This is a genomic window from Paenibacillus timonensis, assembly GCF_022427145.1.
GTDB classification, from domain to species: Bacteria; Bacillota; Bacilli; order Paenibacillales; family Paenibacillaceae; genus Fontibacillus; species Fontibacillus timonensis.
Genome location: NZ_JAKSXN010000046.1, coordinates 1 through 25822, shown reverse-complemented (window position 1 = coordinate 25822; position 25822 = coordinate 1). Strand labels below are relative to the sequence as shown.

At 56.4% G+C, this 25822-nt stretch carries 24 protein-coding genes and 1 pseudogene; 6 read left to right on the top strand and 19 right to left on the bottom strand.

Annotation, left to right across the window (positions count from 1 at the left end):
* Positions 1-5 precede the first annotated feature (5 nt).
* The 11 genes from MJ257_RS17565 to MJ257_RS17515 form a co-directional block, all read right to left on the bottom strand.
* Positions 6-1184 carry an NAD(P)/FAD-dependent oxidoreductase gene (locus MJ257_RS17565; protein ID WP_178023228.1) on the bottom strand — a complete coding sequence of 393 codons (1179 nt, stop codon included), beginning with the start codon at positions 1182-1184 and terminating at the stop codon, positions 6-8.
* A 16-nt stretch (positions 1185-1200) separates the two neighbouring features.
* A complete protein-coding gene (locus MJ257_RS17560; RefSeq protein ID WP_178023227.1) occupies positions 1201-1641 on the bottom strand; it encodes a DUF1641 domain-containing protein in 441 nt (146 codons plus the stop codon).
* Positions 1642-1860: 219 nt separating this feature from the next.
* Positions 1861-2760: a glutamate biosynthesis transcriptional regulator GltC gene (gltC, locus tag MJ257_RS17555; protein ID WP_178023226.1), complete on the bottom strand. Its 900-nt coding sequence runs from the start codon at positions 2758-2760 to the stop codon at positions 1861-1863.
* A gap of 407 nt (positions 2761-3167) precedes the next feature.
* Complete coding sequence (gene cydC / locus MJ257_RS17550) at positions 3168-4931, bottom strand: thiol reductant ABC exporter subunit CydC (RefSeq protein ID WP_240270450.1); 1764 nt, start codon at positions 4929-4931, stop codon at positions 3168-3170.
* On the bottom strand, positions 4928-6664 hold the full coding sequence (cydD, locus tag MJ257_RS17545; protein WP_240270449.1) for a thiol reductant ABC exporter subunit CydD: 1737 nt from the start codon (positions 6662-6664) through the stop codon (positions 4928-4930). Before cydD ends, cydC begins: the two co-directional genes overlap by 4 nt.
* Positions 6664-7680 (bottom strand): cytochrome d ubiquinol oxidase subunit II, encoded by a 1017-nt coding sequence (gene cydB, locus MJ257_RS17540; RefSeq protein ID WP_240270448.1) that lies wholly within the window; start codon positions 7678-7680, stop codon positions 6664-6666. The genes cydD and cydB overlap by 1 nt, the downstream gene beginning before the upstream one ends.
* Positions 7667-9076, bottom strand: coding sequence for a cytochrome ubiquinol oxidase subunit I (locus MJ257_RS17535; RefSeq protein ID WP_372489841.1), 1410 nt, complete (start codon positions 9074-9076; stop codon positions 7667-7669). The genes cydB and MJ257_RS17535 overlap by 14 nt, the downstream gene beginning before the upstream one ends.
* 181 nt (positions 9077-9257) lie before the next feature.
* On the bottom strand, positions 9258-9638 hold the full coding sequence (locus tag MJ257_RS17530; RefSeq protein WP_240270447.1) for a nitrous oxide-stimulated promoter family protein: 381 nt from the start codon (positions 9636-9638) through the stop codon (positions 9258-9260).
* Positions 9628-11295: a hypothetical protein gene (locus MJ257_RS17525; RefSeq protein WP_240270446.1), complete on the bottom strand. Its 1668-nt coding sequence runs from the start codon at positions 11293-11295 to the stop codon at positions 9628-9630. The genes MJ257_RS17530 and MJ257_RS17525 overlap by 11 nt, the downstream gene beginning before the upstream one ends.
* 3 nt (positions 11296-11298) lie before the next feature.
* Complete coding sequence (locus MJ257_RS17520; protein ID WP_178023220.1) at positions 11299-12087, bottom strand: ABC transporter ATP-binding protein; 789 nt, start codon at positions 12085-12087, stop codon at positions 11299-11301.
* Positions 12088-12227: 140 nt separating this feature from the next.
* Positions 12228-13691: a catalase gene (locus MJ257_RS17515; protein WP_270406776.1), complete on the bottom strand. Its 1464-nt coding sequence runs from the start codon at positions 13689-13691 to the stop codon at positions 12228-12230.
* Positions 13692-13972: 281 nt separating this feature from the next.
* Between MJ257_RS17515 and MJ257_RS17510 the strand changes: the two genes are divergently transcribed.
* Positions 13973-14797 carry an aldo/keto reductase gene (locus tag MJ257_RS17510; protein ID WP_240270444.1) on the top strand — a complete coding sequence of 275 codons (825 nt, stop codon included), beginning with the start codon at positions 13973-13975 and terminating at the stop codon, positions 14795-14797.
* 266 nt (positions 14798-15063) lie between these two features.
* Here MJ257_RS17510 and MJ257_RS17505 read toward each other — a convergent pair whose 3' ends face one another.
* From MJ257_RS17505 to MJ257_RS17485, 5 genes and pseudogenes are all read right to left on the bottom strand, one after another.
* A complete protein-coding gene (locus MJ257_RS17505) occupies positions 15064-16059 on the bottom strand; it encodes a siderophore ABC transporter substrate-binding protein (protein ID WP_240270463.1) in 996 nt (331 codons plus the stop codon).
* Between the two features lie 47 nt (positions 16060-16106).
* A complete protein-coding gene (locus tag MJ257_RS17500) occupies positions 16107-16871 on the bottom strand; it encodes an iron ABC transporter ATP-binding protein (protein WP_240270443.1) in 765 nt (254 codons plus the stop codon).
* Positions 16865-17815 (bottom strand): iron chelate uptake ABC transporter family permease subunit, encoded by a 951-nt coding sequence (locus MJ257_RS17495; protein WP_240270442.1) that lies wholly within the window; start codon positions 17813-17815, stop codon positions 16865-16867. The genes MJ257_RS17500 and MJ257_RS17495 overlap by 7 nt, the downstream gene beginning before the upstream one ends.
* Positions 17805-18758 (bottom strand): ABC transporter permease, encoded by a 954-nt coding sequence (locus tag MJ257_RS17490; protein WP_240270441.1) that lies wholly within the window; start codon positions 18756-18758, stop codon positions 17805-17807. Before MJ257_RS17490 ends, MJ257_RS17495 begins: the two co-directional genes overlap by 11 nt.
* Positions 18759-19006: 248 nt before the next feature.
* Positions 19007-20018: pseudogene (locus MJ257_RS17485) on the bottom strand (Gfo/Idh/MocA family protein).
* 118 nt (positions 20019-20136) lie between these two features.
* Between MJ257_RS17485 and MJ257_RS17480 the strand changes: the two are divergent.
* The gene (locus tag MJ257_RS17480; protein WP_308193216.1) at positions 20137-20307 is read left to right on the top strand and encodes a DUF4023 family protein; all 171 of its coding nucleotides are present in this window, start codon (positions 20137-20139) and stop codon (positions 20305-20307) included.
* Between the two features lie 56 nt (positions 20308-20363).
* On the opposite strand, the gene MJ257_RS17475 is transcribed toward MJ257_RS17480, so the two are convergent.
* Positions 20364-20549, bottom strand: coding sequence for a hypothetical protein (locus MJ257_RS17475; RefSeq protein WP_240270440.1), 186 nt, complete (start codon positions 20547-20549; stop codon positions 20364-20366).
* A 207-nt stretch (positions 20550-20756) separates the two neighbouring features.
* Here MJ257_RS17475 and MJ257_RS17470 point away from each other — a divergent pair, with 207 nt between their 5' ends.
* From MJ257_RS17470 to MJ257_RS17455, 4 genes are all read left to right on the top strand, one after another.
* Positions 20757-21266, top strand: coding sequence for a hypothetical protein (locus MJ257_RS17470; RefSeq protein ID WP_240270439.1), 510 nt, complete (start codon positions 20757-20759; stop codon positions 21264-21266).
* Between the two features lie 167 nt (positions 21267-21433).
* Positions 21434-21964 (top strand): PadR family transcriptional regulator, encoded by a 531-nt coding sequence (locus MJ257_RS17465; RefSeq protein ID WP_240270438.1) that lies wholly within the window; start codon positions 21434-21436, stop codon positions 21962-21964.
* A gap of 238 nt (positions 21965-22202) precedes the next feature.
* Entirely contained in the window at positions 22203-22943 is a 741-nt protein-coding gene (locus tag MJ257_RS17460) for an ABC transporter ATP-binding protein (protein WP_240270437.1), read from the top strand.
* Entirely contained in the window at positions 22927-23685 is a 759-nt protein-coding gene (locus MJ257_RS17455; protein ID WP_240270436.1) for an ABC transporter permease, read from the top strand. The genes MJ257_RS17460 and MJ257_RS17455 overlap by 17 nt, the downstream gene beginning before the upstream one ends.
* Here MJ257_RS17455 and MJ257_RS17450 read toward each other — a convergent pair.
* Both MJ257_RS17450 and menA read right to left on the bottom strand, forming a co-directional pair.
* Positions 23682-24764: a Gfo/Idh/MocA family protein gene (locus MJ257_RS17450; protein WP_240270435.1), complete on the bottom strand. Its 1083-nt coding sequence runs from the start codon at positions 24762-24764 to the stop codon at positions 23682-23684. The two genes, MJ257_RS17455 and MJ257_RS17450, sit on opposite strands and share 4 nt — an antisense overlap.
* Positions 24765-24846: 82 nt before the next feature.
* The gene (gene menA, locus MJ257_RS17445; RefSeq protein ID WP_240270434.1) at positions 24847-25794 is read right to left on the bottom strand and encodes a 1,4-dihydroxy-2-naphthoate polyprenyltransferase; all 948 of its coding nucleotides are present in this window, start codon (positions 25792-25794) and stop codon (positions 24847-24849) included.
* Between the last annotated feature and the right edge of the window lie 28 nt (positions 25795-25822).

Here is a 25822-nt window from a genome sequence, read left to right as displayed (position 1 = left end):
TTGGCTTAGTAAGCCAGGGCGTCAAGCGCTTTGATATGGGATAGGTAACGGATGTTGCTCGCTTCCTTCATCATCGTTGCCGGCAAGCCGCGCAGCTGGGTATTGCTCGCGCCGATCGTCGCTACGGCGTCCTTGCGCCCCAGGGAAGCCAGCGTACCGGAGTTGACCGGGCTGAACGCGTTCAGTTGCTTGCCGCCAAGGTATGCGAACAGATTGTAGCCGATCAGCTCGCCCATTTGCCAGGCGATTTGCGCCGTCGGCGGGTAAGGACGGCCGTCCGGGCCCATGTACACGGCGCTGTCGCCGGCCACAAACACGTCCGGATGGGAAACGGACTGCAGGAACTCATTGACCGAAGCGCGGCCGCGGTTCACTTCCAAGCCCGATTCGCCAACCAGCGGATTGCCTTGCACGCCGCCCGTCCATACGAAGGTATTCGCCACGAGCTTTTGTCCGTCTTTAAGATCAATCGTGTTGCCTTCCACATTGGTCACCGGCAGACCGGTCAAGAACCTCACGCCGCGTTTCTCAAGGCTGGCCGTGGCGCGTTCGATCAGGACGTCCGGAAGCACCGGCAAAATTTTCGGTCCCGCTTCCACGAGCATCAGCTTGATGTCGCTTTGGGAAACACCGTAGTTCTTCGTCAGCTCAGGCAGCTTATCGGCGATTTCCCCAACAAGCTCGACGCCCGTCAAACCGCCGCCGCCGATCACGATGGATGCATCCGCTTCGTTGCCGGAGGCTGCATATTCACGGATACGGGATTCGATATGCTCGTGAATCCGTTTGGCGTCGTCCGCCGATTTCAGCACCATACTGTACTTTTCCAAACCTGGAATGCCGAAATAAGCGGTGATGCTGCCTAATCCAACGACGAGGGCATCATAGGACAAAACCGTGCCGTCGGAGAGTTTGACTTCTTTCTTGTCGACCGAGAAATTCTCCACTTTGGCGATCCGCAGATCGATGTCTTTTCCTTTGAACAGCTTCTCCAGCGGCAAAGACACCGCGCGTTCCGAAATGCTGCCCGCCGCCAAACGATGCAGCTCGGTGATGATCTGATGCGTCGGATATTGGTTGACTACCGTGATCCGCGCCTGCGATTTATCCATGAATTTACGGGCCGACAAAGCGCTGAGTACGCCGCCGTAGCCGGCGCCCAAAATTAAAATGTGTTTTGACATAATCGTTTTTCCTCCGTTAGTTTTGATGACGGTCCCGTTCACCGGAAACTTGAAGATAAGCGTTCACGAACCGAAGCAGCTTTTGGGTTTGCGGATCCTTCAGCATCTTCATTAACCCAAACACGCCGATCACCTCTTGGCTGTCCTCGGCGCGGTCTTTCGCTTCGATGACGTTCGCGGCCAGATGCTTCACTTTGCCCACGACCGGTCCGGCGATTTCCGAAATGGCGCCAACGGTATCGCTCTTCAGGACTTCGTCCGCAGCCACCGTTTTGGCAAAATCATACGTTTTCGTCAAAACCCCTACGAGTTCGTTCAATTTGGGAAGCTGCTCCACCAGGGCGGTCAGCGATTGCTGCACCTCCGGCTTCAAGAGCTGCTCCAGGAGCTCCTGCTGCCCGCTAGCGGCCGGGACTGCAGTTTGCTCCGCCTTCGTTTCAGTTACTGTTTCTGACATATTCGATTCTCCTTTGCGATAATCTGAGGATTAACCTGCCGAACTCCAGTTCAAGCATAGTGTTCCTCCTTTGGATGCCTCTAACCCGCTTCGAGTTAGTGAAAATTTGCACATCTTAACCTTGAACAATTCGAATAAATTGTAACACATTTTCAATAAAAAAGGACCGCGAAAGTGATAAATTTCACGGCCCCTATCGATATCAATTTTCGATGAATCCTAATTCCCGCACGAGGACGACAACGTCTCTTTCAAAAAATCATAAAAAAGCTTTTCCGTCGGCGCAAGCTCCCGATTGGCCGGAATGATCACCCCGACCTCCCGGGTCACCTGCGGCTCCATCATCGGCAGCGACACGATCGTGGACGGAATATGCTCGCCCAGCGCGATTTCGGGAAGCAGCGTCAACCCAAGCCCGGCTGCCACCAGCCCCTTGATCGCATCCAGATCGTCCCCTTCGAACGAAACCTTCGGTTGGAATCCGATTTTGTCGCAGGCGTCGACCACGATTTCCCGCAGGACAAATCCTTTGGGGAATAAAACGAACACGTCATCCCGCAGATCCTCCAGCCCCACCGCTTTGCGGCCGGCCAGCCGATGTCCCGCGGGCAGCAACACCTTGAACTTCTCGCGGAACAACGCCTCGCCCGTTACCTGCGGCTCCCCTTGTGGCACCGGACCGATCATGGCCAGGTTCATCACGCCGCCGCCGACCCAGTCCAGCAGCTCCCGATAGGATCCGTGCTGCAGTTGAAAATGCACCTCCGGGTACCGGCTCCGGAACGCCGACACGACCTTCGGCACCAGGTTCGCGGCCAGGCTGCTCGGAAAGCCGATGCGGACCGTCCCGCGCTCCGGATCAAGATATTCGTTGATTTCCTGGCGCGCCTGTTCAATGACCTTCATCATTTGCTCCATATGCTGCAGGAACTGCCGGCCGATCGGCGTCAGCTTCACCTTCCGGCCTTCATGGACAAACAGATCGACGCCCAGCTCCGACTCCAGCTTAAAGATTTGCCGGCTGACGGCCGACTGCGACACATGCAGCGCATACGACGCTTCCGTCACATGCTCCAGCTTGGCCGCCTCCATAAAGTATTGGATTTGCCTGAGCTCCATCCCCTCACCCCGTTCGCTGCATTATAGTGGTTCACCCGGTTAGGCAAAGATTATAGCTTACACCTCGTGTTAATATATTAAAAACCATTATATCGACTCCCCTACGAAAACGGAAGCGCGAAAGGCATTTTCGTAAAGGAAAATAAAAAGTCGACAGCTGCTGGATGCCTGAAGGAGGAGGCAGACATCTTGTCCAAACACAAAAATCAAGCGTGTGGCGACGAACATCCTATGCAAGTGTAAAAGTGCAGTTCATGAAGCTCGTAAGCCGAATTCCACGATAATGAAGTGTACTTTTGCAGTTGGGCCACTTTGCCGTCAACCATGAAGCAGTCTCTCAGCCTCCGGTCATAAAAAAACGGCGATGCCGGTTTCCCTAACATCGCCGCCTACTTCCCGTATGTGACTTATTCCTCCGGGCAATCCAGCAAGTACAGGTTGCGGTACCGCGGCTCGCGAGCCAGCAGTTCCGCATGGCTGCCGCGCATGACGATTCGTCCGTGCTCCATGAAGACGATCTCGTCCATCCGTTCCGCGCCGACGAGGTGATGCGTCACCCAGATCAACGACTTGCCTTGCGTCGTGCGGAAGATCGTCGCCAGCAGCTCGCGTTCGGTGCGCGGATCGAGGCCGACCGTCGGCTCATCGAGGATGAGCACCGGTGTATCCTGCAGGAGGATCCGCGCCAGGGCCACGCGCTGCCGTTCGCCGCCGGAGAACCGCCGACCCGTTTCACGCATCGGCGTGTTCATCCCCTGCGGCAGCGCGGCAACCAGCGGGCCGAGCTGCGCCGCCTGCGCGGCCCGGCCGATCTCCTCGTCCGTCGCCTCCGGACGGCCGAGCCGGATGTTGTTCGCCACCGTCGTGTCGAACAGGTGGGGGCTTTGGTTCAGGACGGAGATCACTTCCGGCATCCGGTCGCCGTAGGCGGCGGCCGGGATGCCGTTGATCTGCACCGTCCCGCCGCTTGGGGCAAGCGCGCCCTGGATCAGCTTCAGCAGCGTCGACTTGCCTGCGCCGCTGCGGCCGATCACCATGATCCGCTTGCCCTGCGGAATGTCCAGCGAGACGCCGTCCACCGAATCGGCGTCCTCCGCCGCGTAGGCGAAGCGGACGTCTCGCAGCCGCACATCAGCGGCAGCGGTGCGCGAGACGCCTTCGCCCGCCGCAGCGGAAACCGAGCCGCCGGCCGCAGGATCCAGTGCGCCGGTACCGGCACCCTCGCCCGAGATCCGGGCGAGCCGATTCAGCGACACGCGGTACTGCGGCGTGCGCTCCACTGCTTCGGACACGGGCAGAAACGCGTCCGACAGCGGAAACACGATCAGCACGAAGGCCGCGATCAGCGTGGCGTCGATCCGTCCGGCCGCCGCTTCGCCGCCGGCCCAATACACCATCGAGACTACGACGAGCCCCACGACGAAATGGCCGATGAAGCTGCGCCAGCGGGCCCAGGCCCGCAGCTTGCGGTCCTTGCGGGCTACCGCGGCCTCATCTTGCGCATACGATTTCAGGAACTCCTCCGTCCGCCCGCTGATCACCCAATCGCCGATCCCCATCACGGCATCGGTTAACTTCTGGTAGAGCCCATTCCGCTCGCGTTTGACTTCCTCGTTCGTCGCCCGCGTCAGCCGCAGCGAAAGGTAAGGAAGCACCGCGACGAGAACGAAAATGTACGCCGCCAACAGCAGTGCAAACGCAACGTCGAACACGCCCATGGCGATCACTGCTGCGGCATACAAGATCAGCGCCACAACACTGGGGAAAACGGTGCGGATATACACGTTTTGCAGCTGCTCGATATCGTCGGCCAGCGCGCCGAGAATATCGCCCGTCCGGAAGCGGGAGCGGATGAACAACGCTTGCGGTTCCAGCACGCGGTACAAGCGCACGCGCATTTTCGCCAGGATCCGCAGCACCGTATCATGGCCGACCAGCCGTTCGACATAATGGATCACCGCCCGGCCGATCCCAAAGGTGCGGACGCCGACGATCGGAACGTATACCAGCAAAATGTTATAAGGCTGCAACGCCGATTTGGAGATGAGAAATCCGGAAGTAAACATCAACATCCCGGCGGTCAACAGCGTAAGCACGCCCAAAATCAGATAGAGCGCAAACCTTCCGCTATACAACCGAAAATACGGACGAATCCAGGACTCTTGCTTCATGTAATCTCCCCCCGCTGCGCCGACGCCAACCGATAATAAGCTCCCCGCTTGGCCATCAGCTCGGTATGCGTGCCGGCTTCCGCCACCCGGCCCTGTTCCATCACCACGATGCGGTCCATTTCGCGCATCCAGTGCAGCCGATGGGTCGCCAAGATCACCAGCTTCCCTTCAAACAGGGGCAACATCGTATTCTTCAGCTCGTATTCCGTCTCGATATCCAAATGCGCCGTCGGTTCGTCGAGCAGAATGACGGGCCGCCGGCTGAGCAAAGCCCGGGCGAGCGCCACGCGCTGTTCCTGGCCGCCGCTCAACGGACGTCCGCCGCCGCCGATGAGCTCGTCGAGCCCGCCCGGCAAGCTGCGCACGAGCCCGTCCAGCCCGGCCGCCGCCGCCGCCCGTTCCACTTCTTCCCGCGTAGCTTCCGGCGCATTAAAGCGGATATTGTCCGCCAACGATCCGCTGAAAATATACGGGTTCTGCGGGATATAGGTGATCTGCTCCCGCCAGCCCGGCGCCGTCAAATCGCCTAGCTCCGTGCCGTTCAGCGCGAACCGGCCCGAGGTCGGTCGCAGGAAGCCGCCGAGCACGTCGATCAGCGTCGATTTGCCGGCCCCGCTTTCGCCGATGATGCCGATCGTGCCCATGCCGCCCAGCGTCAGGTTCACCTCGGCCAACGAAGGCTTGGCTTCCGCCTCGTGGAGGACGCCGATCCCGCGCAGGCTCAGCGTGCTTTCCGGCGTCCACGTCCAGCTCGTCCCCGGCGGAATGGGCGCGGCTTTCGCCGCCTCTTCGTCCGCGGCGGCGATAATCTCGTTCATCGCTTCGCCGGCGGCTTTACCGTCCTGAGTGGCGTGAAAATCCGCGCCGACCATCCGAACCGGCAAGAAATATTCCGGTGCCAAGACGAGCACCGTCAACGCCGGCAGCAGCACCATCTCGCCATTAACCAACCGCAAACCCAGGCTAACCGCGACCGAGGCGACGGACAGCATCGTAAAGAAGTCCAGGGCAAACGAGGACAGGAATGCGACCCGAAGCGTCCGCATCGTAGCCGACCGATAGGAGTCGCTGACCCGTTCAATCGAGGCTTCATGCGATTTGCTGCGCCCTAAGAATTTCAACGTCTCCAGCCCGCGAAGCGAATCGACGAAATGATTGGATAACGTTCGGTAGGATTTCAGTTGCCGCTCGGTCTGCTTGCGTGCCGCAAGCCCGACTAAGATCATAAAGGCGATCAGGATGGGCATCGTCAGCGTCAAAATGACCCCGGACGCCAGATCCAGCTTATACACGTAAGCCAAAATCAAGACCGGCGTGAAGCCCGTCGCCAGCATACGCGGCAGGAACAACTCGAGATAATTGCGGTACTTCGTTACGCCTTCCAGCACCAAAGTGACCAAGTTCCCGGTGCCTTCGGTTCCGGCGAAACGAGGCCCCAATTGAAACAGCTTCTCCAGTACCTGCTCCCGCAAGGTCCGCCCCGTCTCCTCGGCAAATGCGTAGGCCGTCTTCTGCTGCAGCATGCCGCAGCCTTGCCGCACGATAAAAGCAAGCAGGAACAAACCGGCCCCGCCGGCTTGTTCCTGCAGCTTGGCTCCGGCAAACAGGGCGGAGACGATCTCCGCCAACCATTTGGCCTGCCAGATGATTGCAAAGCTTTGAACCAGGGTCAGCAAGGCCATGATCGCCATGACCGGCTTGATCCCCGTGATTTTCATTAATCCGCGTCCCATTAATATTCCAAATGCTCCTTCTCGTGTACGCGTTTATGGAAGACGAAATAACTCCAAATTTGATAGCCTAATACGAACGGCAGCAGGCTTAGCGCCACGATCGTCATGACTTTCAGCGAGTAGTGGCCGGAAGCGGCGTTATCGATCGTTAAGGAGAACGCTTCGCTGATCGAGCTGACCATGACCCGCGGGAACAAGCCGACGAACACCGCGGCGATCGACAAAGCGATCATCGTGCCGGTCATGCCAAACGCCCAGCCGTCCTTTTGTTTCGAGATGAACCAGCCGGCCAGCACGAATGCGGCTACGCCCAAGACGGCAACCAGGCCGATCAGCACGCCGCGCACTTCGAACACGTCCGTTTCGAAGAACGTCAACACGCCGAAGAGGACGAACAAAGCGGCGAGCGGAATCAACAGCTTGCGGGCCAGCTTCCGAGCCCGTTCCTGCAGGCTGCCGGTCGTCCGCAAGGAGGCGAACAGCAATCCGTGAACGAGGCAAAGCATCACGACGGTAATGCCGCCGACCAAGGTATACAGGTTGACCATATCAAACAACCCGGCCTTCATTTCCATATCTTCGCCGATCGGCAAGCCCTTCAGCAAGCCGGAGAAGACAACGCCGAGCAGAAACGGAGGCAACAGGCTGCCGATGAAGATCGACCAATCCCACGTGCTTTTCCATTTCTCATGGCCCACTTTACCGCGAAACTCGAAAGCGACGCCGCGCGCGATCAAAGCAAGCAGCAGCACGACAAGCGGGGTATAATAACCGCTGAACAACGTGGCGTACCAGTTCGGGAACGCAGCGAACATCGCGCCGCCGGCCGTGAGCAGCCATACCTCGTTCGCGTCCCAGAACGGTCCGATCGAATTGATCAGGACCCGCCGTTCCATATCATTTTTAGCCAAAAATTTGGTGCTCATTCCCACCCCGAAGTCAAAGCCCTCCAGGAAGAAGAAGCCGATAAACAACACCGCGACAAGGACAAACCACAGCTCATTAAGAGACAGCATGATATCCCTCCTTACCGAATGGATCCGCCGAATGATCCGCGCCGTCTCCCGTCTCGTCATTCGGTCCCTTCTTGATGACTTTCACGAACAAGTAAACCAATACCGCACCGAGTACCGAATAAATCGCCGTAAAGGCAATCAGCGAGAACAGGATCTGTCCGCCCGTTACGCTTGGCGATACGCTGTCCGCCGTTTGCATCAGCCCGAATACCGTCCACGGCTGACGTCCGAATTCGGTCATGATCCAACCCGAAGTATTCGCGATAAACGGCAGCGAAATCGACCACAACATAAAGCGGTAAAACCAGGTGTTCGGTTTGTCGAGCTTTTTGCGCCAAGCCAGATACGTCCCGTACAAGCCAAGCACGATCATCAAGCAGCCGGCGGCGATCATGATCCGGAAGCTCCAGAAGGTCGTCCGTACGGGAGGAATGTAGTCCCCAGGTCCATAAGTTTGTTCATATTCGGCTTGCAGCTCGTGCATGCCTTTGACCTCGCCGGAGAACTTGCTGTAAGACAGGAAGCTCAGCAGGTAAGGGATTTTGATCTCAAAATTGTTCTTTCCGTCGTCCGAATCGATATGCGCATAAAGCGTCCAAGGCGCAGGGTCGCCTGATTTGCCCCAAAGGCCTTCGGAGGCGGCCATTTTCATCGGCTGCGTCTTGACCAAATATTGAGCTTGTTGGTGACCGAACAGCGCCGTCCCAAACGAAGCGATCACGGCGACGATGATGCCGATCGTAAACGATTTTTTGAAGAAGGCAACATCCTGACGTCTCAACAGCTTATACGCGCTGATCCCGGCGATCAGGAAAGCCCCGGTGGCAAAAGCGCCCAGAACCGTGTGCGGGAACTCCACCAACAATTGTCCATTGGTGACCAAAGCGAAGAAATCGTTCATCTCCGCACGTCCGTTATTCACCTCAAACCCGACGGGATGCTGCATAAACGAGTTGGCAGCCAAAATCCACAGCGCCGAAACCGTCGTTCCCAAAGCGACCAGCCAAATGCAAAGCAAATGGACTTTTTTGGACAAGCGGTCCCATCCGAAAATCCAAAGTCCGATAAACGTCGATTCCATGAAGAAGGCAAACAGCGCTTCGATCGCCAGCGGCGCGCCAAAGACGTCCCCGACGAACCGGGAGTAATCCGACCAGTTCATGCCGAACTGGAACTCCTGGAGAATCCCCGTCACGACCCCTACCGCGAAATTGATCAGGAACAGTTTCCCCCAGAACTTCGCCATCCGTTTGTATTCTTCTTTCCCCTTGGCAACGTACATCGTTTCCATGATCGCGATGAGCAGCACCAGACCGATGGAGACAGGGACGAAGAAGAAATGGAAAATCGTTGTGACTGCAAACTGAAGGCGAGCAAGCAGAATCGGATCCAGCATTTCTTTTCCCTACTTTCTAATGATTATTATCTAATGTGAATTCTATCACCGGATCATGAAAACGAACGGTCAAAAAATAATAATTTTGTGACAGAAATCACATGAGAAATGTCACAACTGCGAACTCCGGGTCCAAACCCGCGTCAGATCAACGTTTTTTGAAGGTCGGTCAATTTTGACATTACTGTGAATGGCCCTTTTTGAACCCGTCGAGGAGGTGCAGTAGCGTGAATACCGGGTGGCGCCATAGCATCCGCGGCCCGGCAAAAGCCATCACCCGGCGGATCTGTTCCCGCTGGGCGGCCGCGTAGCAATGCACGGGGCACGCCAGGCAAGTTGCCTTGCCTTCACCGAACCGGCAGCGGTCAAGCCGCTGCTCGGCATACCGGTGAAGCTCGGCGCACTCGGCGCATAAAGATGTTGCACCAGCACGAACCGCCCCGGGTTGCTGAGGGTCGGCCTGTTCCCTGCCGCCATGGAGTTTGCGGCAATACAATGCAATCATCAGGGCCACGGTTTTCTTCTCGCGGCGAATCCGCGGCCCATCGACGCTAGATGCCATCCGGCGTCTCCTCCTTATCCGCTCCACGCGTCCGGAAGGCCCGGGTCCAACCGAGCCACGTCCCGACGATCATCAGGACGCCGTAAGCGACAACTCCAAACGGAAGGGTCGTCGCCAGCCAATGCAGCAAGCCGAATCCGCCCAGCAGCAGCATCAACCCCATGATGACGAAGCTTTGGTTCTGCTGCCCCGCTGCTTCAAACGGCTCGGAGAAGGGCAATCCCTTGCGTAACAACAGGAAACATAAGATGGCGTAACATTGCATCGCCAGCCCCGCCACGATCAGGTCCGGTAAAATGGAAGCTCCGAAAAGCACGGCGAAAATCGCAGCCTCCACAACAAACAAAGGAAGCATGAGCCGAAAAATGCAGGCCAGCAAGGCCCCTTTGTAAATCGGCGCTTCGCCGGGGATCGGGGCAGTCCGATAGATCCAGGCCGCTTTATATCGGCCCGAGTAACGCAGCATCATAATTACCGTCGGCAGCATAATGCCGCTAAAATAAATGAACAAATACGAGCGGGAACCGGCGATTCCGTCCAAACCCTGATCGAGTCCGTTCGAGAACAGGAAGATGAAGGGGAACACGATGGAGAAGCCCAAGGAAGGGTACACCTTTAGCTTGAACTCCCGCTCCGTTCCCATCATCGACCAGGCAAAACGGAAGAAGGCACTCTCCTGCGGCGTAGAACAAAGCCAATCGGATAATCGGCGCAGCGCTTTTCCCGAGCTTTGGCTGCTCTTGGCACTGGGTTCCGCCAGCTTCTGCAGGTTCCGCTCCAGCGACGGCATCAGCTTCAGGTATACCAGGAAGGCGGCGAGCGGAACGATGATGGACAACGCCGCCAGCCCGGCATACGTTAGGCCTCCGCCCGGATGAAGCAGCGTTTGAAAAGCGGCGCCGACCCATACCGGCGGCAACAGGTATTGCCACCACGCTGGCTTGAAGACGATGTCCACGGCCGTGAAGTCGAACAGCCGGACCAACACTTGGTAACCAACCGCAATCGTAATCGTCATCCCGATCTGCACGTAATTGATCATATCCTTCACCTTCTCGCCGTCAAAAAACCGCAGCACGCCCAAATACAGCAGCGCGGTCAATACCACGATCAGCAGATCCATCAGGATCAACTGCAGCAGCATCAGGACAAAGAAGCCGATTCCCTGCCGAAACAACCCGACCGCCAGCGGAATGACCGCAATCGCTCCGGTCAGAAAAAACAAATAAATAAAGATATGCACCGTCTTCGCCATGGTGATGGTCCGGCGGGAGATCGGCTTGGTCGCGAGAATGCTCCGGTCCCGGATATCCAGCAGCACCGAGGAGAAGTCGGAAATCATCGCGGTCATGACCATAAACATCATGATGCCGAACAGGATGCTCACCTGAAACAGTAAGTTGTCCCCCATCAAGACGAACATTGAACTAAGTCCGCCGAAAATGACGTACAACCAAAGCGAACGCAGGAACTGGTTCCCGTCCTGAGCTTCGTCCTGCTGCTTCTTCCTCGACTTATTGACCAGCGTCGGCACCCTTCTGGCGTCCATCGTCAGCTTCACCTGAAGAATTCGCCGCATCACCGGATAGTCCGCGCCCATCTTCTCGAATAATCCGCGGAATCGGTCCAACACCTGCAGGCTTCTCATCTCTTCCATCCGCTACACCTCTTGCACGATGGACACGAGCCGGCCGGCAATATCCTGATGTTCGTTAAACCCGGTCAATTGGTTGAAGATCTGCTCCAGCGACCCTTCGTGGTTCTGTTCCTTCAACTCATCGAAGCTGCCGTCGGCCACGATGCGCCCCCCGTCCAACAGAACGATTCGGCTGCTGATCTTCTCGACCACGTCCATAATATGAGAGGAGTAAAAAATCGCCTTGCCTTGCGCGGCCAAGAGAGCAAGCATTTCCTTGACGACCATGACGCTGTTGGCGTCAAGTCCGCTCAGCGGCTCGTCCAAAAACAGCACGTCCGGATTGTGCAGCAAACTGGAGATCAGCAGCACCTTTTGCTTCATCCCTTTGGAGAACGTCGAAATCCGGGAGTTAAAGACGTCCTTCAGGCCAAACTCCGTCATCATTCGCCGGGATTTCATCTCCGCGTCATCGGCGGATAACCCATACAACTCGCCAATGAAGGTCAGGTATTCGCGTGCCGACAGCGTATCGTACAGCTCGGCGATTTCCGGGACGTAGCCGATTCGCTTCTTGTAATCGACGCCGCCGTCGCCAGGATTTTGTCCAAACACCTGCACTTTCCCTTGATATCCTTCGACCAGGCCAAGCATGATCTTGACCGTCGTGCTCTTGCCCGCCCCGTTTGGTCCGATGTAACCGATAATCTGACCGGGATACACCTCCAAATCAACGCCGTTTAGGACTTGGCGTCCTCCGTAACTCATGCGCAAATCCGCCAACCTGATCACCGGATCTTTTGTCGTCGTCATCGAATCGATTCAGCTCCTTTCACCTGCCCCCAGTTTACCATAGATTTCCTTATGCAAGCGGGGGATTTCCTCACACAAAAAGGCATCCCCCGAACCGGACCGGTACGGAAGATGCCTTCTTTATTTAAAAGGGATGTTCATTATCCCTGAGAATTGGACGGAATAAATCCGCTGATATCCACGCCAAGCCCTTGCGCCAAGCGCATGCCGTATTCCTGGTCGGCGCGGAAGAAGTTGCACACGGCGCGAAGCTGAACCTGCTCCGGCGTTTGCTTCAAATCATTCACCAGGTTGTGGATGAGGTGATCCTTCTCCTCGGACGTAAAGCTCCGGTACAACTCGCCCGCTTGGGTGAAATCGTCGGTTTTGGCGATTTTCTCACGGCCGATGTGCCCGCTGACCGGGACCACGCTGTCGCGATAAGCCGGATCTTCCTTGGGACTCGAATCGAAGCTGTTCGGTTCATAATTGATCGGCGACGGATCCTGCTTCACGTTCATGAAGCCATCCCGCTGATGGTTGCGCACCGGCGCGTACGGGCAGTTGACCGGGATTTGCAAGTAGTTGGCGCCAAGCCGGTAACGCTGGGTATCCGGGTAAGAGAACAATCGACCCTGCAGCAGCTTATCTTCAGACGGTTCGATCCCGGGAACGAGCACGCTTGGCGAGAAAGCCGACTGCTCCACTTCCGCGAAGAAATTCTCCGGATTGCGGTTCAGCGTCATCGTGCCGATTTTCACCAACGGGTAGCTGTCTTCCGGCCATACCTTCGTCGGATCCAGCGGGTCAAAGCTCCAAAGGTCCAGATCCGCCACCGGCATCAGTTGCACGTTCAGCTCCCACTGCGGGTATTCCCCGCGCTCGATATGCTCGTGCAAATCGCGCGTCGCATGGTTGAAATCGCGTCCCTGAACTTCGCGGACTTCGTCCGCCGACAGGTTTTTCACGCCCTGCTTCGATTTCCAAGTGTATTTCACGTACGTGATCTTGCCCTCCGCATTGATCCATTTGAACGCGTGAACGCCGAAGCCGTCCATCTGGCGGTAATTCGCCGGCGTCCCGTTGTCCGAGAACACCCAGGTCATCATATGCGTGGATTCGGTCGACAGGGTCATGAAATCCCAATAGCGGGCCGGGTCTTGAATGTTCGTGTCCGGAGCCGGCTTCAGCGAGTGAACCATGTCCGGGAACTTGATCGCGTCTCGGATGAAAAAGACCGGCAAATGATTCCCCACCAAATCGTAGTTGCCTTCTTCCGTATAAAACTTCACCGCAAATCCCCGCGGATCGCGCGCCGTTTCCGGAGAACCTTGGCCGTGAATGACCGTGGAGAAACGGACGAACACCGGGGTTTCACGTCCGGCCTCCTGCAGGAAGTGGGCTTTTGTGTATTCCGCCATGCTGCGATCGGTAACGAATACGCCATGGGCACCTGCACCGCGGGCATGCACGACGCGTTCCGGAATCCGTTCGCGGTCGAAATGCCCCAGCTTCTCGAGCAGATGGTAATCCTCAAGTAGCGTGGGGCCACGCCCTCCCGCCGTTCGCGAATTTTGATTATCGCCTACCGGAGCTCCTTGATTCGTTGTCAACCGGTTATCCATCATATCATTCCTTTCAATTTATTATTGCACTTAGACTTATTCTAAAATCTATAATAAATAGTATCACTTCCGCCCTTGGGCTGCATGAAGGTTCCATGAGGGCTTGATGAAGAAAATACAATCGCCTCCTTGTTACCTCCGTTAGTATGAGAATATGGGGAGATCAACGCGAGTATGTCACTTTCCGTGCGGTCTGCCGCCTCTGCAATTTGAAAATCGTACCCGGGAATGCTATACTCACCCTGAATTTAAGTAAGCAGACAGAGAAGGAGCGACACCTCATGGATTTCGTAACTTTAAATAACGGATTACAAATGCCCAAGCTGGGGTTCGGGGTATGGCAGGTGCCTGACGAAGGAGCTACCGCCGCGGTGGCCAAGGCGCTGGAGGTAGGTTATACCTCGATCGATACGGCGATGATCTACCGCAACGAGGTTGGCGTCGGCAAAGCGATCCAGCAATCCGGCATCGCCCGCGAGAAGCTGTTCATCACCACGAAAGTGTGGAACAGCGACCAGGGCTACGACAGCACGTTGCGAGCCTATGACGAGAGCCTGGAAAGACTGGGGCTCGATGATGTCGATTTGTACCTGATTCACTGGCCGATGCCGCAAGTGGATCAATATGTAGAGACATACAAAGCGCTTGAGAAGCTATATCGCGACGGACGCGTCAAAGCGATCGGGGTATGCAACTTCGAGATCGAACATCTGGAGCGCCTGCTGAACGAAACGGAGATCAAACCGGTACTGAATCAGGTGGAATGCCATCCGCATCTGGCTCAGAACGAGCTGAAAGCCTTCTGCGCCAAGCACGACATCTTCGTTGAAGCGTGGAGTCCGCTGGAGCAAGGCGGCGAAGTATTGACCGATGCCGTGGTGAAATCCATTGCCGAAGCGCACGGGAAAACGCCGGCGCAAGTCGTTCTCCGCTGGCATCTGCAAAACAATACGATCGTCATTCCGAAATCGGTCACCCCTTCGCGGATCGAAGAGAATTTCAACGTGTTCGACTTCAACCTGACTGATGCCGAAATGGAGCGGATTAACGGCTTGAACCTCAACCGCCGCAAAGGCTCGCATCCGAACGAGATGCATATGCGTTAAGAGCGCTTACGTCGATTTGTCGGCTAATGGACTCCCGCGACCTTATTTGCCCATTTCCCGGCTATTTCCCGCACTAACGGACCCCGGTGATCTTATTGGGTTTCCTAGGCGGTCATTTGACTGTTATAGGCCAGAATAAGGGCTCCTGATTTCGTTAGAATTGGTAAAACGAACATTATGGAAGAATACCGGCCTCTGAGTCCGTTAGCATACAAAAACGCGGGTTGCATGAGAGTTCTCAAGCAACCCGCGTTTTGATGTTCAAGTTATTGAATCCCTTCCTGCACCTCTTGGATCATTTCCGGAACCGAGATCAGTCCGCCGCCGGATAGATACCAGTAGCTAGGATCGAGGTAAACGATCTTACCGTCTTTGAAGGCATTTGTCTTCTTGACGAGATCGTTCTCGACGATTTCCTTGGCAGGGGTCGCTTGTTTGCCTTCTTCGGTGACAACCGCATCGCGATCCACGACAAACAGGTAATCCGGATTCTTCTCGGCCACGAATTCGAAGGAAATTGAGTTCCCGTGCGTATCAACCTTGATGCTCTCGTCCACTGGCGTTACGCCCAATACGTCATGAACCAAGCCGAAGCGCGATCCCGGGCCAAACGCGCTGACTTTGCCGCCGGTCGTCAGGATGATCAGCCCCTTCTTGCCGCCGGCCGAAGTCACGTCATTCACCGCTTTAACCGAATCGTTAATCGCCGCCAATTCCTTCTCTGCTTCGGCTTCCTTGCCAAACAGCTCGCCAATAGTTGTCACGTTCTCCGTGAAGGATTCCATATACCGCTGCGTATCGACGCCCAAAAAGATCGTCGGAGCGATTTTGTTCAGCTCCTCATACGCTTCGGAAGACCGTCCCGAGATGAAGATCACGTCCGGCTTCAGCGCGTTCAGCTTCTCGAAATCCGGTTCGAACAGCGTGCCGGCATTCGTATATTTGCTGTCGTTGTATTTCTCCAAGTGACCCGGTAAGTTGCCCTGCGGTACGGCTGCCACCTCCACGCCAAGCTTGTCGAGCGTCTCAAGCGTACCGTAGTCGAAGACGACGACCTTCGCCGGATTTTTCTTCAAGGTTGCTTCGCCGAGCTGATGCTTGATCGTGATCTCTTCATTTTCTGCAGGCGCTGCCGCCACCGGCTCCGCCGTATTGGTGCCGGACGCTGCTTCATTGCCGCCGCCCTTATTCCCACCGTTACTGCTATTGCTGTTCGCGCCGCATGCCGCAAGCGCAAAGACCAACGTCAATGTTGCCAGCATAAACGTAATTTTCTTCGCTTTCACTTTTTAAACTCCCCCTAAACTTGTCAAATGGCATTAAAGTAAACGCAAATTTTGTTACCGCCGATCTCCTGGACCGGAATGTCCATGTCGTAAACCTCCCGCAACACGGACGGTTCGATAATTTCATCCGTCGGGCCTTCCTTGACCACCTTGCCATCCTTCAGCGCCACGATGTAGTCGGAGTAGCAGGAGGCAAAGTTAATGTCGTGGATGACCAAAATCACCGTTTTCCCCAATTCGTCCACCAATCGGCGCAACACATTCATGATTTGTACCGAATGGTTCATATCCAAATTGTTCAAAGGCTCGTCGAGCAGTACATATTCGGTGTTCTGCGCGATAACCATGGCGATGAACGCCCGCTGCTTCTGCCCCCCGCTTAATTCGTCCAGATACTTATGCTGCATGGACTCCAAATGCATATAACGGAGCGCTTCGTCAACCTGCGCCTCGTCGTCTTTCGTCAGGCGTCCCTGCGAATACGGGAACCTCCCGAAATTGACGAGATCCCGCACCGTAAGCCGAATGTTGAGGTGATTGGACTGCTTGAGTATCGAAATTTTCTTGGCGAGCTCCCCGCTTTTCCACTGGCCGATTTCCCGGCCCTCGATCTGGATTTCTCCCGCGTCCTTGGCAATGAGCCGGCTGATCATGGACATCAAGGTACTTTTCCCCGCTCCGTTCGGTCCGATAAAGGAAGTGATCTTGCCCTTGGCGATCTCCAGCGACACGTTGTCGACGACCTTTTTGCCGCCATACTGTTTCGTTACTCCACTGACCTTTACCACGATTTATTCTCCTTTAACAGCAGATAGATGAAGTACACTCCGCCGGCAAAGTTGATGATGACGCTAAGCGAAGTGGTGAAGGTAAACACTCTTTCGACGATCAGCTGACCGCCGACCAGGGCGATGAAGCCGATCAGGGAAGCGCCGAGAATCAACGTTTTATGGCGGTAGGTGTTCAGGAACTGGTACGCCACATTGGCAACCAGCAACCCCAGGAACGTAATCGGTCCGACCAACGCCGTCGAGATGGAGATCAAGACCGCCACGACGACCAGCATCCGCTTGACGACATACTCATAGCCGACGCCGAGGTTGACCGCATGATCCCGCCCCAAGGCCAGCACATCCAGATATTTGGCGAATCTCGTAAAATAAAGCGCCACCAACAATACCCCTGCCAGCGATATCAACAATAAATCGGAATGGACATTGTTAAAGCTGGCGAACATTTTGTCCTGGATCACCAGGAATTCATTCGGGTCGATCAGCTTCTGCAGAAAGGAAGTCACGCTGGAGAAAAACGTGCCGAAAATAATCCCGATCAACAGGAGGTGGTAAATGTTGCGTCCTTCCTTGCGAAACAGCATGCGGTAGAGCAGCATCGCAAACACGACCATCAACCCGACCGCCATGACGAAACGCAAATTCTTGCTCATCATTGTCAAAGCCGTGCCACCGATCAGGAAGACGATCATCGTCTGTAGCAGCATGTAAAGCGAATCCAGCCCGATGATGCTCGGCGTCAAAATCCGGTTGTTCGTAATCGTCTGGAACACGACCGTGGAGAAAGCAATGGCAGTACCCGTGAGAAGGATGGCGATCAGTTTTTTGCCCCGCCGCGGCAATATGTAGTCCCACTGTCCTCCCGCATCGATCGTCATGAAGACGACCGCAAGCAGAACGGCGATGCCGGCAAGGGTCCAAAGTTTGGCGTTATGGCTCATAGGTCTTTCTCCTCATCAGCAGATACAGGAAAATCCCGCTTCCGATCACCCCGACCGTGAGTCCGATCGACACCTCGTACGGATAGATGATCACCCGGCCCAAGATATCGCAGGCCAGCACGAAGACCGCGCCCAGCAAAGCCGTATGGGTTAAATTATCCTTCAGATTGTCGCCGCGGAACATCGTGACCAGATTCGGAATGATCAGTCCGAGAAAAGGAATCGAACCGACCGTCAGCACGACGACGGCGGTCACCAGCGCCACCAGGGCCAATCCGATATTGACGACCTGCTTGTAGTTCAATCCGAGGTTCACGGAAAATTCCTCGCCCATGCCCGCCACCGTAAATTGATTGGCATACATATAGGAGAGCACCACAAGCGGAACGCTGATATACAGCAGCTCGTATCGCCCCTGCATGATCATGGAGAAATCCCCATACAGCCAGGCGGACATGCTCTGAATCAAATTGTATTTGTAGGCGAAAAAGGTCGTTGCTGATTCCACGATGCCGCCGAACATCAACCCGACCAGCGGGATGAAGATCGCATCCTTGTATTTCACCCGATTCAGAATCGCCATAAATAAATAAGTGCCAAGAAGGGCGAAACCAAAAGCGACGGACATCTTGACGAGCGGCCCTGCGGCCGTAAAAACGAGCAGCGACACCATAATGCCGAAGCTTGCGGAATCCATCGTCCCCGCCGTTGTCGGGGACACGAATTTATTGCGGGTCAGCTGCTGCATGATCAAGCCGACGATGCTCATGCTGACACCGGCGATGATCAGGCTGATCAACCGGGGAATCCGGCTGATGCGCAAGAGCTCCCATTGTTCCGGGTCAAAACGCAGCAGCGCCGCAAGCGATACCTCCCCAACCCCGATAAACAAGGAGCCGAGGGATAACATAACCAACAGCACTGCCATATAAGTTTTCTTCATAAGTGTTCGTCCTTACTTTCCTTCCCCTGGCCAGGAGGAAGTTCAAGTTTCTCGCTGCCGGCAGGACAGACGATTTATATGATAATGATATTCATTATCAATTAGTTTGAATTATACCGTCTCGTTTTTGGCACTGTCAACCATTTTAAAATTAAAATGCTGCACGACAAAAAGGCATTCGCCTTGGTCCAGGTCTCTACGAAAACCCTGAACCGTGCGAATGCCCGGTGTTCTTCAAACTTCAAATGCTACAACTCGACCCGCCGTCTCTCTCTCGCCGAAGCCAAGCAGGCTTCCAATACCGCCATGCCTTTGACGGCGTCGGTCGGAGCGAAGCGTGGCGGATGTTCGCCGAAAGCCGCGGCGGCGAAATCATCCAACTCGGCCACGTACGGATTGGCCGATTCCGGCACCTCCGTGCGTTTCTCCCCGCGCACGGTAACGGTAAAAGCGGCCTCATCCCCGCCGGCCGTAAAGGCCAACGGCAGCTCGATCGTCCCTTCCGAGCCGACGATTTCCAGCAGCTGGCGGTGTTCGGTCCACATCCCGCAGTCGAACGTCAGGCCGATGCCGCCGGGGAATTCCGCCAGCCCGGAGGCCATCATGTCGACGCCGCCGTGACGGTCGGAGAACTGGGCCAACACGGTGACCGCCTCCGGCTCTTGGCCGAGCAGGAACCGTGCCGCGCTGAGCGGGTAACAGCCGACGTCGTACAGCGAGCCTCCGCCCCACTCCGGCTTCAGCCGGATGTTGGCCAGATCCTCGGCGTTGTTGAACGTAAACGCCCCGCGGATGGCGCGGAGCTCGCCAATCTCGCCGCTGCCTAGGAGGCTGCGGATCCGGGCCCAGCGCGGGTGGGTGATGGCGGTACATGAACGCTTCCGCCAGCACGACGCCGGCTTTGGCGGCGGCCGCCGCCATTTCCTCGGCCTCGGCGGCCGTCAGCGCGAGCGGCTTCTCGCACAGCACGTGCTTGCCGGCTTCGGCCGCGCGAATCGCCCATTCTTTATGTAAGTGGTTAGGCAGCGGAATATATACGGCATCGATGTCCTCGTCCGCCAGCAGCTCTTCGTAACTGCCGTAGGCTTTCGAGACGTCAAACCGGCCCGCAACCTCCCGGCTTTTGTCCAGATTGCGGCTAGCGACCGCGGCAAGGCTTCCTCTGACGGACTGTTGAATCGCCGGCATGACCGCATTGATCGCGATGCCGGCGCAACCGACGATGCCCCACCGCAGCTGGCGGTTGTTGTTTTGTTCCATGGCTTGCACCCTCTTTTCCCGTGGTTGTCCCCTTCATTGTACCTGTCCGGCGTTGGCAAGTATAGAGGCCCTCCGTCTGATGAAAAACGCATAAACGGGGTATAGTAATCCAAGAGAATTGGATCCACACCATACTTCAGCCAAGGAGACGATCGACCTCATGGAAAATCTGCACGAATTCGTCGAAAAGGTACAGGATCAGCAGCAGAAGCAAGCCAAGAACAAAAAACGCGGCCACGGTAACCCGGCCGGCCAACTTTCGACCAAGCAACATGGCACGCAAAAATAGCACCTCCGCAAAAAAGCCGCTCACAGACAAGCTGTGCAGCGGCTTTCGGCTTTTGCTTATCCCTCGAACCTATCTTGACCGGTGATGAATTCGTTTAACGTCTCTCCGCCTTCGGTGCGGTGGTTCTTAATGGTGGCCAAGCGGCCGTTATCCGCCTCTCCGCCGTTGCCGGCCGTTTGGTTTTGCCCGTTGCTGCTCCCGTTTCCCGTGCCGGGCTTGCGTTGCTGTTTGTTGTTTTCCATGTCGTTTACCTCCTGAGCGTATCTGATGAATGGGAAAGGCCGCTCTGCCTGTTCCTTGGGTTAGCGTTTCTTCCTCAGGATGTTTTTATTCCCGGCGGATAGACTGGACTTAGGTCCAGCTTCTTGGCTCCCCCAGAGACTGAAGTCATCCTTGCGCTTTTGTAGTATGCTGGTATCAGTTAAGTACATAGGCAAAGGAGATTGGATATGAATTTGAATAAAAAATCATGGATTGGTCCCGCGCTTATCTTGCTCGGTATCTACCTCCTCTTCTTCCGCAAGGAAGCGATCAGCGCGGGAACGCTCTTCGGCAACTTCTGGCCCACCCTGTTCATCCTACCGCTCGGTCTGTTCTTCCACTGGATGTATTTTTCGGTCACCGCTCGCAAGGCGACCGGATTGCTGATTCCCGGGGGGATCCTCTTCACCGTTGGCCTGGTCTGCCAGATCGCCACGTTGTTCGACAGTTGGCAGTATTTATGGCCGGGCTTTATTTTGGCCCCGGCCGTCGGCTTGTTTGAGTTCTATTGGTTCGGCAACCGCAACAAATATCTGCTGATTCCCATTAACATTTTGACGGTGCTTTCGCTGTTGTTTTTCGCCGTCTTCTCGCTGGGTTCGCTGTACAACCGGCTGATCTTCGGCCAGCCCGTCCTGGCCATCGCCCTGATGGCCATCGGCGCAGGCGTGATGATCGCCCCGAAGAAACGAATTTGACGTTTCGCTCAAGCAACGCTTAGAGCCGTCCGGATGATCCGGACGGCTCTTTTTTTCGGCTGGCCCGTCTAGATCATTGACACCCACTCAGGCTTCTGGTTATAATTGGCGCAGAACTAAATAACCAACGTTGGATATACAATCTTTTTTCGAAAAGGAAGATCCCCTTGACCAATCTCATCATTCTCGCCTTGTTGCGCGACCATCCGATGCACGGGTACGAAATTCAGCAACTGATCCAAACCAGCCGCATGGACACCTGGACTAACCTGCTGTCCGGTTCGATTTATTATGCGCTGAACAAGATGGAGCAGGAAGGCTTGATCGAAACGAAAGCCGAGGAACGAACCGGCGCGCGGCTCCGCAAAATCTACGGAATTACTGAAGCCGGCGAAGCGGCTTTCCAGAACATGATCCGGGAGTCGCTGACCCTAACTCCCCACTCCGTGAAGTCCGATTTCACCCTGGCGCTGAGCTGGGTCGAGGCTGTGCCCCGCGAGGAGGCGCTGGCCTTGTTACGTCAAAACCTGGGGAAGCTCGAAGACACGCTGGCGTTGTGGCGTCAAGGGCGGGAGTTGAAGAAGGAATACTTGAACGCGTTTACGGAAGCTTCGTTCGACAACGGCATGGCGCTGCTGCAGCTGGATATCGATTATCTGCGGCGGATCATCGGCTTGCTGGAAGCAAAGCCGGAGTAACGCCGTAGAGGCTGGCCGGAGGGCAAGCGGGCTTAAGCATCTGACGGTCCAAGCGCTTGCGGAAGGCCACATGGCCGCGGGCCGGCTCGACCGGTCCTGGGCCGCAAGCGTTAATAGGCCGGAAGGTTAATCAGACGGAAGTAATCGCACGAAGTCTGGGATATGGAGGGCAAACTCATTTTTTTTATGCATATATCCAACGTTGGATAACTAATATTGTCTAAAGGAGAGGATTATGATGCGTGATTTCATTCAAGCGTCCGGTCTCGTCAAAACGTATGGAGAACGGCGCGTCGTGGGCGGCCTGGACTTGACGATTCGGGAAGGCGAGGTGTTGGCCGTGATTGGCCCGAACGGGGCGGGAAAATCAACCACGCTCGATATGCTTCTGGGCCTGCGCCGCCCCGATGAGGGCAGCATACGGTATTGGACACCGAGTCCACACCGGCAGATCGGGGTACAGCTGCAAACCACCCCGTTTTTTCCGGGTTTCAGCGCTTTGGAGAATATGCGGATGTTTGCCGCGTTTTACGGGGTAAAGCTAACCGATCGGGAGATCGCAGACTATCTGGCCCGCTGCGGTCTGGATTCCGCGGCACGCACCGATGCCGCACGTTTGTCGGGCGGACAGCAGAAGCGGCTGGCCATCGCCATGACCCTGGCGCATAACCCGAAGCTGCTGTTTCTCGACGAACCAACCGCAGCGCTTGACCCTCGGGCCCGGCGAGAGGTGCGCGAGTTGATCCGCTCGCTTGCCGAAGCGGGCACCTCCGTCGTGTTCACCTCGCACGATATGGAGGAAGTGCATAAGCTGGCGACGCGTATCGTCATGATCTGCGGAGGCAAGCGGATCGCCGAAGGGTCGGCTGAAGTGCTGCTGGCCAAGTTCGGCGCGGACAATCTGGAAGATCTGTATCTTCAATTGACCGGCGAGTATGAAGGAACGAAGGAGGAATCCAACCATGATTACGATCTTTAGAACAATGTTAACGGGCATTTTGCGGGATGCGCACACCTTGTTTTGGACCATTTTGTTCCCGGTGGCCATGCTGATCGGGCTCGGGCTCTACCTTGACAACCCGGGGTACTCGGAGCGGCTCCTGGCCGGCGTTCTGACCATGAACGTCCTGTTCGGGGCCGCGATGGTGACGGCCTTCCAGGTGATGGCGCAGCGGAACCGGGGCGTCTACAAGTTGCTGCGGGCCACCCCGTTCCCGACCGCCAAGTTCATCCTGGCGATGACCGGATCGCGCACCGTCCTGACCCTGATCGTCAGCGCATGTATCCTCGCCGTAGGCGTGCTGCTGCTTGGTGTCGGCCTTAGCCTGCCAAGCTTGCTGATGATCGCTGTGACCCTGCTGGTGGGTTCAGCCTGCTTTACCGCAATAGGATTTATCGCCGCTAACCTGTCACGGGACGAAAGCAACGTCAACATGATCTCCAATCTGATTAGCTTCCCGATGCTGTTTACCAGCCAAGCCTTCTATAGCCTGCAGAACGCTCCGGATTGGGTGCAGTTCCTCGGACGTATCCAGCCGTTTCACTACTTCGTCGAGGCGATGGGCGTAGCCGTCTCTCCGAGCCGCCCCGCCGACTATTGGACCCCGCTGGCGATCCTCGCCGGTTTCGCCGTCCTATGCCTCATTGTGGCCGCGGTAACCTTCCGCTGGGATACGGAACGATCGGCTAGACGGCCAATGGCGGCGAAACGCTCCGCCTAATGTCCCTCAGCGGCCCAAGGCTGGCGTACGGTCTGCACCGTCTGCCCGGAACGGACCGCCTCCTCGAGTTGAAACGAGAGGTATTGGTCCTGTGCGGCCTCCGCCAAGCTGTAGAAGGAGGGGCCTCCCTGTACGTAGCGCCCCATTCGCTCCAAACTGGTGGCGATGGCGATCTCTTCGTCGCTAAGCCGTCCCGGGCGGAACGGATTCTCGTAGACCCAGTCGGAGCCGGCCAACACGCCCTCGTGGTAATAGCCCAAGAGGCTGCCGTCTTGGCCGGCATCCACCCGGCGCAGCTGCAGCTCGACCGGGGTGCGGAAATCGCGGAGATAGCGGAGCTCGGCGCCATCGATTTCGCCCCGGACTCCGCGCACCAGCACGCGATGGCGCCGGATCGGCGAGAAATATTGATCGTAAGTGAAATCGAACAAAGCCGTCCGCTCGCCGAAACGCAGCAGCGCGATCGTCTGGGCCGAGGAGACGATCCGCTCCTCGGACGGCCATCCGCCGCGGCCGGGCCCTTGGACCAGCGGGGACGCGATCTGCTCCCCGCGAATTTCCGCTTCCTCGAATCCGACTCCGAGCAGTTGCCGAATCAGGCTGATGCCGTGGTAGCCGTGCCCCGCGGAGACCTGCACATGCGACACCTCGCCCAGCAGGCCGGATCTTGCAATGGCAAGGCGAGCCGCATGCATCGGCTGGAACAGGAACTGCTCGGCCACTTGGATTTGTGCCGCGGAGCCCACGGTCTCATAAAGCCGCAGCAGGCCCTCCAGATCGGCCGCCGGCGGCGTCTCCGTCAGGACGGGGATGCCCGCGGCGGCGAGCCGGATCAGGAACTCCGGCGTCACTGCGCGCGGCAGCGACAATACGGCGAAATCGAAGTTTCGCCGCTCCAGGAACGCCTCCCAATGCGAAGTGGCCGGGACGCCCCAAATTCGGGCGGCTTCCCGGCCTTTCGCTTCGTCCCGCATATAAATTTCACTGATTTCGAACCGCTCCGGCATCTCGCGGGCAATGCGCAGATAAAACTCTGCCCGCCAACCTCCGCCGATTAGGCCAAACCGAATCTTGTCCATCTCGTCCTTCGCCTCCGCCTCAAGTCAAGCCAACCTCAGCATTAGGCAGCGTGCGCCCGGATCGGACCGCACAAGCGTATCGTCAGAAAGCGAGGACGACGGCGATGCCCAGCGCGACAATGCGCGCCGCATTGGTCAGCAGGAAATTTTGCACCGACAAGCCAAAAGTGTACTGCTTGGTTGGCTGTGCGGTGAACGTTTTGATATTTTTCGACACCGGCACCACGGTAAGGAGTACCAGCAACAGAATTAACGGGTGAACCCCAAGGAGGGCCAGTACAATTACATCCGCATAGGCCGTATAATACAACAGCTTAAACAGGACCAACGCCGGCCCCTTCCCGATGTACACCGGCAAGGTGTAGCGTTTATTTTCGATATCCTCTTCCATATCGCAAATATTGTTGGCCAGCATGATGTTGGCGATGCCGAGGATCGCCGGAATGGAGATCAGGAACACGAGCAACGTCTCCAGCAAATGAACCTGCAGCGTCACCGTGCCGCCCTCCAGCGTCAGCGAAGCCAATCGGTCGCCCGCGTGAACATAAGCCGATACGAATATAATAACAAATCCCATGAACAAGCCGGAAAAAATTTCGCCCAGCGGCATCCGGGAAATCGGAATCGGCCCAAAGGAGTACAAAATGCCGACCGCAAACGACAACCCGCCGAGCAACAGCAACAGCCACCCCGTCTGAAGGAACAAGATCACTCCCGCGGTCACCGCGATGGTGAACAGTACGATGATCAATGCCAGCACCGCCGCCGGATTCATGTTGTATTTCACGATGGCGTTGTGCTTTTCATAGCCGTAACCGTGCTTGCGAGCCGCTTTTTTGTAATCGTAATAATTGTTGATCGCCGTCGTGGTCATGTCGAAGCTAAGCAACGAAATCAACATGAGGGCAAAATGCCAAGGTTCGAATACATGGAACCGGTAGACGGCATAAACCGTGCCGAACAGCAGCGGAATCATGCTTGCTGCCTTGGTCTGGATTTCGACCAGCTTGAGAAATTTGGTGATTGCCATTCTCCATCATCCTCTTTCGTCTAGTTAG